We start from the raw sequence: 15,421 nt of genomic DNA on the forward strand, positions 1-15,421 counted from the left end.
ATTTAGAAGGTATTAAAAGGATTACCATTTGAATCTACATCCATACCTTTGTGGCCCATCATTGGCAAACCTGTAGCGGGATTGTGTCGTTTTTTCTTTGCGCATCTCCCAGTTCCTATTTTATTAACACCACCAGAATAAACAGCGCGCATCCCAACGAAAAGAATAAAAGCCATCATTGCTACCAATGCTACTTGCCACTGTATGTATGCGACAGCAGACCAGAAAACAATCGCTGCAAATGGACTTTTATGAACCAATAACACAAACCCCAACGTCCAGTACATTACAGGAACAGACATCAAAGCCCATCCCCAAGCAGTATCCGCTGCCATAACAAACCCCAGCAGCAACAGAAACAAACCGATAATATTAATGACATGCTTCATGCTCTTACCCTCAACGAATTTCATAATACCAATATAACACAGAATCAAATAATGCAACCATGAATCCGTCTTCTACTACTCACTTTCACATGTGAAAGTGCCTATAACGCCATCTTCATATAGAAAAATATGAAAAATGTGACTTTCACTCAGCAAAAATGTGATGAATACGCTAAATATAATAAAGAACCATTTGTGAAATCAGTTGATTATAATTTTATTAGTGGTTAAAATGCACCCTATTCGGTCAAATGTAATGGTTGCAATTGCATCTGATCCCATCTGCAAGTCAGAGTATTAATAAGAATCACCCTTAGGGTTAGTTGTGAATTTATTAGGAACCAGCGCCCGCTCGGTTCCTAAACCTTATTTAGCTTACTACACACACGTAGAGTACATTCCTTTTTGGTACTCTGCCTCTTCGTACCACTCCCCCGAATGGTACGCCTATAGCCCATGACTCCAACCCAACTGGGCATAAAATTCTAGCAGGTCAAAAGCACCTGCATAAAAATTAAACTTCAAATTTCAATTCGCTTACTGCAAAAAACGTTACCACGCAAGATAAAACTATTTTTAAAGTTTTTTTCTGTTGATAGGCTCACTTTATGATCCTATAAATAAGGTCATAATACGTCAAGAAATGTCAACAAACGACAAGAAAGCAACTTTAAAAAGAGTTTGGTAATAGAGAGACAAAGGATGTATTTGAATAGCGAAATTCCCCAAAACGAAGAACAGAAACGCAGTTGGATAAAGTATCAATTAAAGATACAAGGGAAATCCCTGGCATCCCTGGCAAGGGAGCACAAAACATCTCGACAAGTACTTTCTAACACTTTGTACGAACCGTCCCCGCGCTGGGAGTACGTTATCGCACAAGCGTTAAACAAAAAGCCTACTGAGATATGGCCGGAAAGATACGAAGACGGATTACCAAAAGAAAAATTGAAAGTTTAAGGGATCACCCCGAAGGACTGGCTAGGAAAATAAGGGTTTTCATATATGGCAAGGGTCAAGAAGTTTATAGCAATTACGTTGCTCGGGATGTCTAGCGTAGCAAACGCGATTGACTTAACTGGTACAGTATTCGAAAAGGCAGCAATAAAACACGGTGTAGAAGCGAAGCTTTTGTACTCTGTTGCGTTGGCTGAGTCAGCTACAGGTCGAGGTGATGGAAACATTAGCCCTTGGCCTTGGGCATTAAGGACACTCAAAGGTGGTCCTCATTACGAGACCTCTCTCGAATCAGCCAAGTTAAAACTCGATGCACTTCTCGCTCAGCACGGAAGAAATGTTGACGTAGGTATGATGCAAATCAATCTGCGTTGGCATGGAGATAAAGTAAGTTCTCCAGATGAGCTCTTGGACCCTGCTAAAAACGTTGACGTCGGAGCTGGTTACTTAGCCCAGTGCATTTCGTCCGCTCCTGGAGATTTGGAGCTAGGCATCGGTCGTTATTACACCTGGTCTGATGAAGCTAGAGCAAGAAATTACGGCAGTCGAATCCTTGCCATTTATAGAAACTTGGATACTGAGGGCATTTAGGATGGACTACTCATGTTCTTACAATATGAATATTGCCTCTCTTAGTGAATCCCAGGCTGATAGAAATGTTTACGAATTTGATCTGTCTTTATGGACATTGTTGAAGCACCTAGCAGAAATCCACCCACGAGAAGTCTCGGAGCAATTTTCTCTTCCACTGGAAACAGTGGAAGCACTTGCGGATGCTACAAAGCATCAATTAGAGCTCTTATCATCAGGTGTAATCCTTTCTTTTAAGCTTTCCTCGCCAGAAAAAATCTATATCTCACACTTGGAGCAATCCTTCGATCAAATTTGTTTGACGCCTTCTTCTGACTCTGGATTTGGGGCTGCATATTGGCTGCTTATGGGAAAAGTGTCACAGCAAGACATTAATATTGCAGCGCAAACTTTCGGGGTCTCAGTCAACCTTACAAAAATCGTATCTCAAGCCTCTGATAATCAACTAAGAAACTTAGCATGTAGCCAGGACATGCCATTTTCGATCAGGTTTTCACCTGAGCTGGTGAGAGAAATTCTGGACAGTGACGAACAAAGGGTTACACACCTCATTTTAAAGAAGCATCAACAATCTATAACTACAACGGGAGGCGGCAATGAGTTGTAATTCAAACTCTTTGGCCCGATGGATATCGGCTAGGAACATGGCTTTGGCTGGATACATTACCAAGATCATCATGGTAGAAACAGGACTTACCTACAAGCAAGTACGTAGAATGTACAAAGAGCTAGAAGATGAAGGTCTTGAAATTTGCAGGAAGAGTAGAACTGCGCGTGGAGGTGCAACTTTGATTCATAGCCATACATCAAAGATTGAAGCGTCTCTATTGATGCAGCTTTATTACAATATAGCTGGCGAAGCGGCCCTTCGTTCAATAAACATTGATGCACTCCATGTGGCTTACCAAATGTATTGCGCTATTAGAAATGAGACGCCTGGAATGAAAGGAACTCGTTGGCAGATGCTCGACATCACCGATGCGTGGTGTTTAGCCCAAGAGCTGCGTTCTGGTGAAGCTATGATAGAAACTTGTCATAGCTGCAAGTGCAACTACTTCACATCAGTTAATCAAAGAACAAGTGTGGATTGCCCTTTCTGTAAAAACCAAGCATGTAGCGGAAAAAATGAAGAAGAATCGCTCACCCATGAAAGCAACTATTCTTATGCTTGATTTGCTCATTGATTAAAAAAGGGGTGAGATTTCTCACCCCTTTTCTATTGGAACAACGCTCTATTTACAATCTGCGTCATACACTTTGCAGCAATTTACCTTTCAACCCATTCCTAGCTTTGTCTAACTTATTATTTTTCTCTTCAACCTGCTCTTCAAGTGGAGGGCTAAAGTGTTGGACTGTAGTCATTGCCCCACCTCTAAGAGCATACATACCTAACATAGCTAAACATCTAAGACGGTCACAACGTTCCTTATGATGCATTTGAGATAGCTCTTGATAAAGCTCGGGAAATGCCTGCTCTGAGACTTTGAAATTACTAATTTTCCCATCCCAATCACTACTAGCCATATGTCCCCCTTAACTAGCCGCAGAACCAAAAACCACGAGCATTCGATGCCACTGCGTTGGAAGGAACCACAACCTTTGAATGAGGGAACAGTTCTTTTGCAGCTTCTTTGTAAGCCGAAGCTCCTCCACCAGCAAGCAACACAGCATCAGCAGCCATACCTTCTTCACGCATAGACTTCTTCATAGGCGTTAATGCATTTGGAGCAACCTTAGACGCAGCCTTATCGAAGTACTCACTAAGAGGAACTTTCGAACCGTGTAGAAGCAATTCTTTCTTATTCGAGCGGATAGCTTTTTCGATTTTTTCTAATCCAGGTCCCGTACCATAGTCCTCTTGTATTAGTCTATTTAGTTCCTGTAGAAGAATAGACATTGCTTTCAGAGACGTACCAGAAGATTGATAACGTACCTCCCCCTCTTCGAGAGCGACCCAATCAACACTAAAAAACCCAGGGTCAATAACAACTGTTCGACCTTCATTTATGATTTCTAACAGTTCCTCATCATCGCAAGAACTAACCACATCCATATACGCTCCGGCAGGCTGAGGCACGACTACAACTGATTTCACCAGCACCTTTCTTTTAGGTGAAATTTGATGCTCACCAGTAAGACGTTCAACAAGTGCATCTCTCTTAGACTTATCCATAAACTGATCAACAGGAAGACCAGTTACAAGAACATCAATCTCTGAACGTCCGCTCAAAAGTAAGCCAGCTAAAAATAAAGCCTTATACGATTTGGTTGAGGGATAATCACCATGTAACTCTCTTTCCCAACCCTGCAATCGATCTGGCTCTACCCCAGCGACCCATTTTTCTCCGTCTATGTCCACCAGGATACAATTAGACGCGCCTCCCATTAACTGCTGAGGCATAAGCTCTGCTGGCCCAGCGCCTACAGGCAGAACTTCAACCTTAGGCTCTTCCCCCTTCTCTCCGAATGCAAGTTTTAAGTTTGAGTATCCAATATCTAGACCAAGAACAAACATGCCCCACTCCTATTAAATCAAAAAGTAATCACAAGATGGCTTTTAGATGCAATTCAGCCGATGAGAGACAATTTACATCACGACATTTACCAAGACCGCCTCCACAATTGCCCAAAAGGGGCGTTTAGATTGCTTTTCGATTAAAAAAACCAAAAAAAAGCAACAATCGAAGCATTTGCTCAAGACTCTTTAATAACCTCGCTGGTGTATAGTGAAATATTTATGAGTAGAAATCCTATATCTATCTGGATAAAACCGATACATAATCATAAAGATTGCAATATCTAGGATATTGGTAACAAATTATCCAGATAGATAGAGCGTTGACAAAAATAATTCACGAGCTATCGTAAGAGAGTACCTATCTATCTGGATAAAAGAGTTAAATCCTCCAGATAGATAGGTATTTGGATAGGAATTGGTTAGGAATTTTGCTATTAGCCACGCTAAAGCCAGCTCAGGAGCCTAAGAAATGAGTACGGATAAAACCAGTAAGAAGGCAAATATAGACTGGGATCTTTTGTTAGATCCCAAAAATGAGGATGAAAGATCTGAACTGTACCTTGATGACATTGAAGCAATATCAAGAGACTTTGTTCTAGAGATACAAACCGCACTAGAGCAAGAGATGAAAGTTCTTATCGTTGAAGCAAAGAAAAGAGCAGACGTACATTGGGCATCAAACAGAATAGCCAGAGAAGAAGAGGACGAAAATAATCAATGGCGATTCGGAACTAGGGCAAGAATGAATGGAAGAAGCCTATCTGCCGAATGGTTTTTAAACCGTTTCAAGCCAGATCCAAAGGGGGGTAAATCCCAAGTGTATTCAACATACCTCAAGAAAGGGACAGGCAATCAATACGACTTGTCAGCATTCAAAAAAGCCACTGACGATGAGTTCAAGTCCATAAAAATGACCGAAGAATACTACGCAGTGCTAAGACAACGCTCAAATGTACTAATGAAGATCCGTAGGCTTCTGAATGACTACGAAAAACTTATTGATAAGCGAAAGGTTGAACTATAAGAACAATGAACCAAGGAGACCAACATGAATTCTGTATCAGCCACTGAAATGGCAAAATTAGGCAAATGTGAAAAAATGATCAAACGATCACGAGTGAGTAAAAGGATCAACGAGAGAGCGCCTAGAAAGCTCTCTAACGCTTTTAACGGAACCAGTGATACATTGCGAGGTGAATTTGCTCACTTCTCCTATGAGAGTGCCACACAGCGCTTTATGACAGACAAACAAGTTAAATGCCGTCGTGTGCTGCAACTATGTTTAAGCGGTGCGTTCGCTATGGGATTGCTATCACTAGTAGCTTTATACGCAAGTTAAGCAAGGGTAATTTGCACTCACAAGACACAGAGGAATTGGTGTTAGTACAAAACTTATCCACTTTTTCTGTGGATAAAAACATCATTTGTCACCTCACAACAAACCTTACTGATACACAGAATTTGCACGTTGTTAAGAGCAGCATTGAGACACAGCAAAGGTTTTAATGTCAGAGTCGAAATAATGGCTTACATCCTCTCGGCTTACTTCCATTAGGTGATTACCCCCAAACACAACGCTGCCCTCTACAAATCACCAATCGGATACTAAACATGATTGCCAGGTAAAATTCGAACGAGACGAGAGCTCTAACAATGTCACAGCAGAACATAGCGTGACAAAACACAAATGACGCACCAGAACACACCAAGCCAATTAACATACAGACCCGATCAGTTAACCGATCGCGCCTTATGTCTATGAATCAATATCAAACCTACCCCAAAACCAAATTAGGGAGCTCTACCAATTAGCAACCTAAAAGACTCCAACAGTGCAGGTCCTAGAGTTAACGAAACCACTTGCTGGTCTTACGTTAATCCAGAAAATCAATGTGTATACTTGCCTTGCGGCCAGCTCAGAAGTTCTATTCTCAAGTATTGCGAGCTTTATTACCTTTGCAAACGCGGTATCCAGCTCACTATCGCCATACGATGAACGTCATAAAAAATGATGCAGATATGAATGTCTTGAAGATACCGAAGGATTTATGTAATGCTTGGTACTACCTAGTTGTGTTTCCTTCGGTCCATAGGAACTGCTTTGGTGAAAGCAAAGAAGATAAATAGCACTAGAGGCTAATCAATGAATTAGAACCCGGTTTGGTGATGTTTCCGAGCACCGAAATAACATCACACATCGAATCAAGACCGGATAGACAACTCAGAACCATTACTCGCCATAACCTCCACAATACCAAACAGAGCTAACGAAAGAACAAACACTCCAGCAAGCAGTAACATAAAGTACCCTATCTCTTTGACTGCGAACTTGAGAGCTGACAACAGAGAGACCTGTTTGCCGGAAATCTTTGAGTAACCCCACTGAAATGCCAGGAACGAAGCTAGGCCGCAAAACGCAACTATACCTGCAACAACCAGAGGTTGTTCTATCAAAACATCCTTATTCAGAAAGCCTTTTGAAATCGCTACTGAGAACAATCTACCAATCAAAAACCCAGCCCCCACAGCCACTCCACTGCGAATTAAGACGACCTTAAAAGACTGGGAATAACTTAGCGTTGTTCCGTTAGTACGCCGAGAAGTGTATTGCACCACCAGCGTGGATATAGCTAATCCAAAGAAAGTAATAACGACAAATTCCATACAAGGCTCTCCAAGCCAATTCTGAGCGTCCAATAAAAAGCATAGGACACTGATTTTCTTTAATCGACCGTACTGACATTTACTTTAACCAGCCGTGAATTAGTGTATTGCATCATCTTTATAAGGTCATATAATGAGCTTAAAAGGCAAACCGAAAACGGACTTGGCTTTTCAATGTGAAATATCGAAAAGCAACCCAAAGACGACATTTAGATTGAATGCTGGGTATGCATAAAAATAGATTGAATGCCGTCAAGAAAAGCAAAGTGCCTTTAAGGTAGTGTTTTGATAGATAAGGTAAAGTTGCATTGTTCACTAAAGGAACACAAAAGCAACCTAAAAACAACTTAGGAGTTAGGTAATGATAAATGGAAAACTAATAGGTTTAGGCGTGTCAATAATGTCGGTAATAATGACTGGTTGTGCGTCAACTTCCCAACCAGTGTCATACGATGAATCACACAGTCGTGCATATAACATCGCGCAGGCTGGTGGATTGTACGATGTAAGTGACAAATACGTCCCAAGAGAGAATTACGAGTCTTTGCAATTTGCAGGCAGCGCTGCGACAAACTCTCTTTTGTTTACCTCCTCCTTCGGTGCGAACCTAGATTTAACATCAGGGTTAGGATTGGGGCTTGTCACCTCTCTTTTAGAGCAGCCCGACACAGCATCCAGAAACAGCGTAATTGCATGGATGCCAAAGTCCGAAGCGTCATCCACCAAAAATGCTCAAGAAAAACTTTTGTCTGAAATGAAAACGGCCATTGAATCAACGCTAGAAGAAATGGGATTAGAGTATGAAGCAACAAATGGCAATTCCGAACGCAAAGTAGAGTTCTACTTTCACAGTGAAGAGTACGGTTGCCCCATATACAAACCAGGCATGACAAATGTGGATCTCTGCTACATAGCAACCGAAGTCTTTGAGCCCCGCGAAGCAAAGGCCCCTAGCTTTGTCGGAGTCGATGAAATTGATTCGTATGCTTTTGAATCAAACCACAGTGTTTACTACAACCGATTCCGAGTTACTCCCGGCAAAGGTAGCCATGTCCCAAGCGACAAAATATATTCACTTGTAAGCGGAAAACTTCCCTCTTGGGCTTATGTTTACGTAGCATCTGGGAACATACAGGTAGGTGAATCTAAATTTAAAACGCCTTATCTACTCGACAATGGCGAACCTCTATTGTTCATACACCCAGAGAACTAATTAGCTCTCCCCAAGCATTTTGCTTAGGGAGATTGCCTTTTTCAGGAGGTAGACATGCAGCAGCAGAAAGAACAAATTACACGCTCAACAATTTCATATAGAAACAAAAGAGCTAAAGAACAAATCCAGCACATACTCCAACTTGCCGAAAGGATTACCTCTGACGTCGAAAAGGAAAAACGAGAGTCCATGCATTTGTGTTTATGTTGCTATTACGCTCGTTCTCAACGAATAGGAGGAGCTGCGATAACATCAAAACCTTGTGGTGTTTGCGAAGAAACAATGCAGTTCGGCTCAACTGCTACTGATGCAGTCTGCGACAGCTGTGCAAAGGAACAGGGGTTATGTAAACAGTGCGGAGCAGACATTGAATTGGCGGAAAGAAGAAAGCCGTACCCTTTTGAGAATGAGATAAATAAAAAGGAACTTTCAAATGATCAATGAGGAATGGTTTTCTGAATTAGAAACAGTTCTGTTTGTGTTGGAGGACTGTCAGGTTGACTGTGATGGAATGACTTATCTAGTAAGCCATCTTCTGAAACAAGCCAACGTTGAACACTGTTGCATGTTCGGCTATGTAACAGAAAAGTCGTCAGGAGACGTAGTAACCCCTCATTGCTGGATTACATTGCCAGGAGACTACATCGTTGATCTCAGACTTAGAATGTGGCTTGGGGATTTCGATCATATTCCCCACGGCGTATTTAAATCAAGCTGCACACCAGATATCGTCTACGAAGGAAAAGGGCTAAGAGACTCAAATTTAGATGTAGACACCTTAGATATGATGTCTGACGGTAGACTTTCACATGTGAAAGTCCCCTCTTTGCTTCACTAGTGCTCCACCAGCTGCAATAGCCCCTTCTACACGGGGCTCTTCCCTGCCCTAAAAGTCTTTCACGCTACCCCTTCCCTCATACCGAACCTAAATGCTTAGTACTTCCTAAGTGGCTACGTGACAAATATTTAAGGGGCTATATAATGATACTATAAAGTAATCGAGAGTATCTTATGAATATAGTCTTGTTGTTAGTTTCACTGATTGTCGCTCCATTTCTAATTGCCAAAGTAGACCTATGGCGGAAAAAGCATTTGCATGAGGTGCTCAGCTGGTGGAGTGAAGAAAACATGCCAAAAGAGTTGAGAAACGCAACTCTGTTTCTTTGTGAAGAAGATGTGGCAACAACACTACCTGTACCTCTGCATGGAAGAGTTGATCAGGTTTTTTTATCAAAAAAGAAAGTCCTTATCCCTCTGGATACCAAGTTAAGGAAAGATAACAGGATCTTTGAATCGGATGTAATCCAGCTATCTGTATACCGAGTGATTCTTAAAAATCAATACAACTTAGAGGTATCCGATTACGGGTACGTTAGAACGGTTGTCCCACAGCCCGACGGAAAGAACAAGGTTCGTTACATCAGAACAAAGTTACTGAATGAAAAAAAAGTCGTCTCTCTCTACTACAAATATCAGGCTATTAGGCAAGGACTAATAAAGACGTCCTGTTCGTGTGAGGGATTGTTTCATTGAGTTCTCAGTTGCCCTTATTGGGCATGTTGCCGTGAGAAGCTTTTGCTGTTTATCCGTTACTCTCATGGCAAAGGAGGGCTTATGCCATTAACAAGAATCAATAAAGCAATGATGTTGCTGATATCTATCGGCGGAGTAATTGCTGGTCTTGCAGGTAAACCTATCGTCGCCTGTACAGCATTAGGGGTAGTTCTTTGGCTTGCGGCCAAGAATGGAGGCTCAAACTCCATCATAGAAATCCGCAAAAAAGCAGCCAAATCAGCGTTCGACAATATGGATCTTGTCATTGATAACAAACGCTGGCTCGGGAAGGATGCAACGGTTGTTAAGGTTTCAAACATCACTGCGGCCAACGAGATAAAAGTGCCTTGGAACCTACAAATTCTTGCTAAATCGGTCAGAGGCACTTGGTTCACTGTAGATATGAGTGTGATTGGGAAAGACCAAATCCTAATCATGGCAATTAATGAGATTGATGAAAGCACAGTCAAGCGTCTGTTAGCGAATGATCACGACTTATACCGTCAATACTTCGGTGAACCAGAGTTGGCGTAAGGAGCGAAATGTGGAAAGAACTCAAACACCAGAAAAAAGTGAAGAAAACCTTAGTAACAAGCCATTGAATCAAGCTGGCTATGCTCAATGCCTGTTTATCCTTATCCAATCAGTGCTTTTCCCTGAGCTTGGCGCTGGTGGAGCAATGATCGCTGCCTTATGTGCAATGATGCCTTGGATGGTTATGTACGCTAAAAAAATGCCAGCACGAGTATTCGGTATGGTCATGGCATCTCTACTGCTAACCCCCTTCTATTCAATGCTATGCCTATTTGTCTTGAAGGTCATTGGAGTTGGAGTGTAGTGCGCATGGATCTATTGGCCCCATTCCTAATATCCGACTTGGAGAGACATGGCGCGAGTCAAGAGCTTATTCGTAATGCACAAAGCTTAAAACACTCGGCTTTCCGTTATAAACAAAAAGATATTGAAGAGCTGTCCAGAAAGCTTGGTATAGAAAGCCAGGAGTTGATGGATGGGCATGTTCAATATATGACTTCAAGATTCACGAGGAAAATGAGCGGCATCATTTCATCATACCTAATGAAAGATACCGGACATTTCGCTATTCAATGTACAGAGCTTTGCCGAGAAGCAGAAGCACTTAGCCTTAAACGCAACCGCGAAGGAAAGCTGGTTCCGTATAGTGCAGCAAATGCTGTGGCTGTTGATCGAATGCTTGATGTCGTCATAGCCAGGGCAACGGAGCTTAAAAATAGAATAGCGGATGAGTTCTTCAACGCAGAAACTAGCTCTGTCTTCATAGAACAAAGAGAAGCTGGCACATTTTGCCCAGAAAAAAAGACTAAAAAACGTAAAGCAAGGCGAAGAAAGAGTTCACCTATTTACGTCAAAGGAAAACCCTACGCTAGTTTAACCGAACTGGCCCAACAAACTGGTAAAGCAGAAAGGACTCTCTATTCAAGGATTAGGGATAAAGGGCTATTAAAAGCCTACCAAACCAACACTATGACAGATGAGAACTGGAACTCAGTCTTATCTGAACCACCAGCTCCAAACAAGGGCCCAAAGGCGGCCAACAAACCTATCACCTATAAAGGTGATTCCTACCCCACGTTAAACCATCTAGCCGAAGCCGCTAACTTAACGTACTCGGCTCTCTACCAGAGACTTCGACATCGAGAATTATTGGAAAAGGCACGATGTAACGAGCTTTCAGATATGGACTGGGAAAAGGTACTCAACGCTATTCCCCCTAATCGAAAAGCCGATGTTGAAATTGTGATAAATGGCAAGGGATACCCTTCCGTTGCGGCAGTCGCTACTAATTTCGGGTTAGCGGAATCCACGTTATCAGAGAGGTTAAAACAAGCCGACAAACTTGAATTAGCGAAAGAGAACAAATTAACCGAGGAAGAATGGGAGCTGTTTCTGGTTCCACCTCACCCAGGTCGAAAACAAACCACAACTAAGGAATAAACATGAGTGAAAACAATAAACCAGAAGCATGGGAAAAAGACATGATTAAAGATCTGGTCTTTACCCTCCATAAGGAACAGGTAAAAGACAGAAGATGGCGAAGAGGGATTCAGTTGATTCGCTCCCTTGGCTTTGTCCTTATGATAGTTGCATTTCTAACCGTAGCTTCAAATCCAGGAGGACTACCTTGGCAGACATCCAAAGCTGACACTCCACATGTTGCATTCATTAATATCAAAGGAGAAATCGCTGCGGGTTCACTTGCAGATGAAGATCATCTAATACCTTCCATTCAGGCTGCTTTCAAAAATCCCCATGCAAAAGCTGTCGTTCTACGAATAAACAGTCCTGGTGGAAGCCCTGTGCAAGCAGGTCGAATATACGAAGAGATTCAAGCTCAAAAAGCAGAATACCCAGAAAAACAAGTTATCGCTGTAATTGATGATATCGGTGCATCTGGTGGCTATTACATCGCCGTGGCCGCAGACAAAATTTATGCGGACAAAGCAAGTATGGTTGGCTCTATTGGTGTCATCAGTTCTGGCTTCGGATTTACCGGGCTCATGGAAAAATTGGGTATTGAAAGACGAGCTATAACATCTGGTGAAAACAAAGCTTTGTTAGACCCATTCTCCCCTCTTTCAGAAGAGATAACTAGCTTCTGGAAGGAAGTGCTATCGAAAACCCACCAGCAGTTCATCGAGCGAGTAAAAGAGAGCCGTGGTGAACGACTCAAAGCCGATCCAAAAGTGTTCTCTGGATTGATCTGGAATGGAGAGCAAGCACTTGAGATTGGGTTAATTGATGGTTTAGGAAGCCTACACTCTATTTCTCGCAATGTTATAGAAGAAACAAACCTCGTTGATTACTCACCAAGTGAAGACATCGTTAAGCGCTTAACACAACGCGCAAAAATGGAAGCTTCAACCCTGATTCATGAATTGGCAACTGTAAAAGTTTACTAAGGACAAAATGTAATGTCAGAACAAACCACACCACAACAACAAAAATCATTCAGTCCAATGCAGAAAAAGCTACTGGCCGTTGGTGCTGCTATGACCCTAATTTTGGGAGCGTCTGTCGCTACAGTGGGATATCAAATTTACCAGACCAAAGAGTTGCTCATTCAAGAGCGCGATTCTCTCCAGTCGAAGATTACTCAACTAGAAAGTGACTATCGCTTTAAATCAGAAGAGCGCTTTAACAATGCAGTTCAAAAAGCACTGGAACATTTCGTTCAACAGAAACGCGAACAGGATATTCAGGCTAAATACGCAAAATACGAATCAGCTCCCGAACAAGTGCCTGACGATAAACGCATATATGGAAACCTGAACGCTCGATTCACGCTGGTGGAATTTTCTGACCTGGAGTGTCCGTTCTGCAAAAAATTCCACGACACACCAAAAGAAGTGGTGGATGCAAGTAACGGGAATATCAACTGGCAATGGAAACATCTGCCATTGAGTTTTCATAACCCAGCGGCAGAAAAAGAAGCGTTAGCAGCGGAATGTGTTGCTGAACAAAAAGGCAACCGTGGATTCTGGGTGTTCTTAGACGAAGTATTTGCCAAATCACAAGGCAATGGTGGTGGAGTGCCTAATTTGGCAGAAGTTATTGAGAGTGTTGGTGCCGATGCTTCCCTAGTTCGAGAGTGTTTAGCTTCTGGCCGTTACGACCTGAAAATAGCAGCAGATGTGAAGCAAGCTACTGAAAATGGCATTTCAGGTACACCAGCGACTTTCATCGTAGATAACCAAACTGGGAAAACTCAGCTTATTCGTGGGGCACAGCCATCACAAGCTATCGCGGCCATCATTCGAAAAATGATGATTGAATCCGAAAACAACTAACAACAGAGGATGTAATTGATGTTAAGAAGAACAGCTTTAGCAGCTGCTCTACTATCAGTGTTGGCAGGATGTGGTGGTTCCAGTGGAGGCACTGGAACTACTTCCAATGGCAATGGTAGTGAAAGCAATAACCAAGACAACTCAACAGAAACAACAACGGTCGCTAAGCGAGAATGGCAAAAAGAAGTGTTACTGAGCTCTCCAACAAGAGATGCAACACTTCCTGTCATCCAGCTACAAAACGAAAATGGTTCGGCTGTTCTATACAGTGCCTGGGTCGAAGAAGCCAACAATGACAAACCGGATGAGCTATATGCTTCTGTAGCCCCTATCGAAGACTATGCGAATGGCAATGTACCTAACAAAGTCAAGATAAGTGCCGATATTGGTGAAATACTAAGATCAGACTGGCAACCATTCATTGTCGATGAAAACCACTATAAGAGCTCTGTTCAAATGAGCCTTTCAAATCATGGTAATGCCTATATTACATGGGTACAGAGAGACAATAGTAACAACCAGAAACTGAACGTTTCCTATTACGACGCAACAACACAAGAATGGTCCCCACCATTAGAAGTTGATCATGTACTTATGACTGACGCGGCAGCTACGAATGAGGAAAGTCGAGTAAAAATCACCGACAACACTCTCTTCACTGACCCGTCAGGACAAAGCATCGTTATCTGGCAAACTCCGATTTTTGGCTCCGATACAAATGCATTGGCAATAGCCTGGTTAAGCAACGACGGCACAAAAGCCAATATCATTGCAACGACAGAACTTTCGAGAAATATAAAAACAAACAGTGACGGTGAAGTTAAAAGTGCTATCTCGATACATTCAGTAGAAACTTCTCCTGGCGTACTTGAAATCCTAAGTATCGAAAAGGGCGCTGATGATGAAAATGATGTCCTAGCCAAACATACCGTCAAACTTGGTCCATTCAATACGCCTGTAGTGGAACGCAGCGTTATTGATGATGATGGAGTCAAGAGTGGTTTAGCATCTATCAACACTAACCTTACTAGCTATGCGCTATGGTCTGAAAGCCGAGGGTCGGGTTCTTCTGACCTAATCGGCGTAACATGGCGTAATGACAACAATGGTTACTCTCCTATCTCAGGCATTCCCAATATAAGTGCCGATGCAGGGCAAGCTAGCTTAACCAGTACCAATGGAGATGTTCATGCTGTGTGGCGTCAACGCGACAATGTTGTTGGCAATACCATCAGAACAGAGAAGCTAATGTTTGCCACATTAGAACAATCCATAGCAAGTAACGTCACAGAGCTCAATTCAAACGGTGCTATATATCCACGTTTGTTTTCTGGAAATGACGACAAGTTATATACAACTTGGAATGGCGAGTACTTCCATATCAAAGAGGCATACATCGAATCTGGAGATATCCATTGGCAAGAAACATATCGTCCATCCTGTGACCCAACAACAGCGATTGATGACCTCTTGTGTGGTCTAGGTGTGCGGGAACGGTACAGCGCGATGGTCGATGGAGATTATGGTGCAATGTCATGGCTGAAAGATGTAAATGGCACAAAGTCAGTATTTATCTCTATCAGCACAAATTGACTTTCACATGTGAAAGCGGCCCCAGTAATTGGGGCCTTTTTGATTGGAGACTACTAAGTCCCCATCCAAAAAGGGCTTCTGGTTCAACGATGACAGTATCCGTCACAGCTATGGA

Annotated in this window: 19 protein-coding genes; 15 read left to right on the forward strand and 4 right to left on the reverse strand. The window is 42.4% G+C overall.

What is annotated here, in order from left to right:
- Positions 1-2: 2 nt before the first annotated feature.
- Positions 3-389 carry a hypothetical protein gene (locus tag R7Z41_RS19190; RefSeq protein WP_109320325.1) on the reverse strand — a complete coding sequence of 129 codons (387 nt, stop codon included), beginning with the start codon at positions 387-389 and terminating at the stop codon, positions 3-5.
- A gap of 702 nt (positions 390-1,091) precedes the next feature.
- Here R7Z41_RS19190 and R7Z41_RS19195 point away from each other — a divergent pair.
- From R7Z41_RS19195 to R7Z41_RS19210, 4 genes are read left to right on the forward strand one after another with little or no spacing between them, the layout of a single operon-like run.
- Complete coding sequence (locus R7Z41_RS19195) at positions 1,092-1,349, forward strand: transcriptional regulator (protein WP_032073043.1); 258 nt, start codon at positions 1,092-1,094, stop codon at positions 1,347-1,349.
- 45 nt (positions 1,350-1,394) lie between these two features.
- Positions 1,395-1,937 carry a transglycosylase SLT domain-containing protein gene (locus R7Z41_RS19200; RefSeq protein ID WP_014386837.1) on the forward strand — a complete coding sequence of 181 codons (543 nt, stop codon included), beginning with the start codon at positions 1,395-1,397 and terminating at the stop codon, positions 1,935-1,937.
- Position 1,938: 1 nt separating this feature from the next.
- Positions 1,939-2,544, forward strand: a complete 606-nt coding sequence (locus R7Z41_RS19205) for a hypothetical protein (protein WP_014386838.1) — start codon at positions 1,939-1,941, stop codon at positions 2,542-2,544.
- Between the two features lie 37 nt (positions 2,545-2,581).
- Positions 2,582-3,109, forward strand: coding sequence for a FlhC family transcriptional regulator (locus R7Z41_RS19210; RefSeq protein WP_342749706.1), 528 nt, complete (start codon positions 2,582-2,584; stop codon positions 3,107-3,109).
- A 76-nt stretch (positions 3,110-3,185) separates the two neighbouring features.
- Here R7Z41_RS19210 and R7Z41_RS19215 read toward each other — a convergent pair whose 3' ends face one another.
- Positions 3,186-3,461 (reverse strand): hypothetical protein, encoded by a 276-nt coding sequence (locus R7Z41_RS19215; protein ID WP_014386840.1) that lies wholly within the window; start codon positions 3,459-3,461, stop codon positions 3,186-3,188.
- A 13-nt stretch (positions 3,462-3,474) separates the two neighbouring features.
- On the reverse strand, positions 3,475-4,452 hold the full coding sequence (locus R7Z41_RS19220; RefSeq protein ID WP_181726418.1) for a ParM/StbA family protein: 978 nt from the start codon (positions 4,450-4,452) through the stop codon (positions 3,475-3,477).
- Between the two features lie 472 nt (positions 4,453-4,924).
- Here R7Z41_RS19220 and mobI point away from each other — a divergent pair, with 472 nt between their 5' ends.
- Complete coding sequence (mobI, locus tag R7Z41_RS19225; RefSeq protein WP_014386842.1) at positions 4,925-5,479, forward strand: conjugative transfer protein MobI(A/C); 555 nt, start codon at positions 4,925-4,927, stop codon at positions 5,477-5,479.
- Positions 5,480-5,503: 24 nt separating this feature from the next.
- Positions 5,504-5,794 (forward strand): hypothetical protein, encoded by a 291-nt coding sequence (locus R7Z41_RS19230; RefSeq protein ID WP_014386843.1) that lies wholly within the window; start codon positions 5,504-5,506, stop codon positions 5,792-5,794.
- Between the two features lie 863 nt (positions 5,795-6,657).
- On the opposite strand, the gene R7Z41_RS19235 is transcribed toward R7Z41_RS19230, so the two are convergent.
- The gene (locus tag R7Z41_RS19235) at positions 6,658-7,119 is read right to left on the reverse strand and encodes a hypothetical protein (protein ID WP_014386844.1); all 462 of its coding nucleotides are present in this window, start codon (positions 7,117-7,119) and stop codon (positions 6,658-6,660) included.
- Positions 7,120-7,519: 400 nt separating this feature from the next.
- On the opposite strand from R7Z41_RS19235, the gene R7Z41_RS19240 reads away from it, so the two are divergent.
- From R7Z41_RS19240 to R7Z41_RS19280, 9 genes are all read left to right on the forward strand, one after another.
- On the forward strand, positions 7,520-8,332 hold the full coding sequence (locus R7Z41_RS19240; protein ID WP_181726419.1) for a hypothetical protein: 813 nt from the start codon (positions 7,520-7,522) through the stop codon (positions 8,330-8,332).
- Between the two features lie 54 nt (positions 8,333-8,386).
- The gene (locus R7Z41_RS19245; RefSeq protein WP_014386846.1) at positions 8,387-8,776 is read left to right on the forward strand and encodes a hypothetical protein; all 390 of its coding nucleotides are present in this window, start codon (positions 8,387-8,389) and stop codon (positions 8,774-8,776) included.
- Positions 8,766-9,170, forward strand: coding sequence for a hypothetical protein (locus tag R7Z41_RS19250; RefSeq protein ID WP_014386847.1), 405 nt, complete (start codon positions 8,766-8,768; stop codon positions 9,168-9,170). The genes R7Z41_RS19245 and R7Z41_RS19250 overlap by 11 nt, the downstream gene beginning before the upstream one ends.
- A 776-nt stretch (positions 9,171-9,946) precedes the next feature.
- Positions 9,947-10,420, forward strand: coding sequence for a hypothetical protein (locus R7Z41_RS19255; RefSeq protein WP_014386849.1), 474 nt, complete (start codon positions 9,947-9,949; stop codon positions 10,418-10,420).
- A gap of 10 nt (positions 10,421-10,430) precedes the next feature.
- Positions 10,431-10,724, forward strand: coding sequence for a hypothetical protein (locus tag R7Z41_RS19260; protein ID WP_014386850.1), 294 nt, complete (start codon positions 10,431-10,433; stop codon positions 10,722-10,724).
- 5 nt (positions 10,725-10,729) lie between these two features.
- Positions 10,730-11,860: a hypothetical protein gene (locus R7Z41_RS19265; protein WP_014386851.1), complete on the forward strand. Its 1,131-nt coding sequence runs from the start codon at positions 10,730-10,732 to the stop codon at positions 11,858-11,860.
- 2 nt (positions 11,861-11,862) lie between these two features.
- Positions 11,863-12,825, forward strand: coding sequence for a signal peptide peptidase SppA (gene sppA, locus R7Z41_RS19270; protein ID WP_014386852.1), 963 nt, complete (start codon positions 11,863-11,865; stop codon positions 12,823-12,825).
- Between the two features lie 12 nt (positions 12,826-12,837).
- On the forward strand, positions 12,838-13,713 hold the full coding sequence (locus tag R7Z41_RS19275; protein WP_032073044.1) for a DsbA family protein: 876 nt from the start codon (positions 12,838-12,840) through the stop codon (positions 13,711-13,713).
- A gap of 18 nt (positions 13,714-13,731) precedes the next feature.
- The gene (locus tag R7Z41_RS19280; RefSeq protein WP_032073045.1) at positions 13,732-15,306 is read left to right on the forward strand and encodes a hypothetical protein; all 1,575 of its coding nucleotides are present in this window, start codon (positions 13,732-13,734) and stop codon (positions 15,304-15,306) included.
- Positions 15,307-15,421: the final 115 nt, after the last annotated feature.

This window comes from Vibrio sp. 1457, assembly GCF_033340195.1.
Taxonomy (GTDB): domain Bacteria; phylum Pseudomonadota; class Gammaproteobacteria; order Enterobacterales; family Vibrionaceae; genus Vibrio; species Vibrio alginolyticus.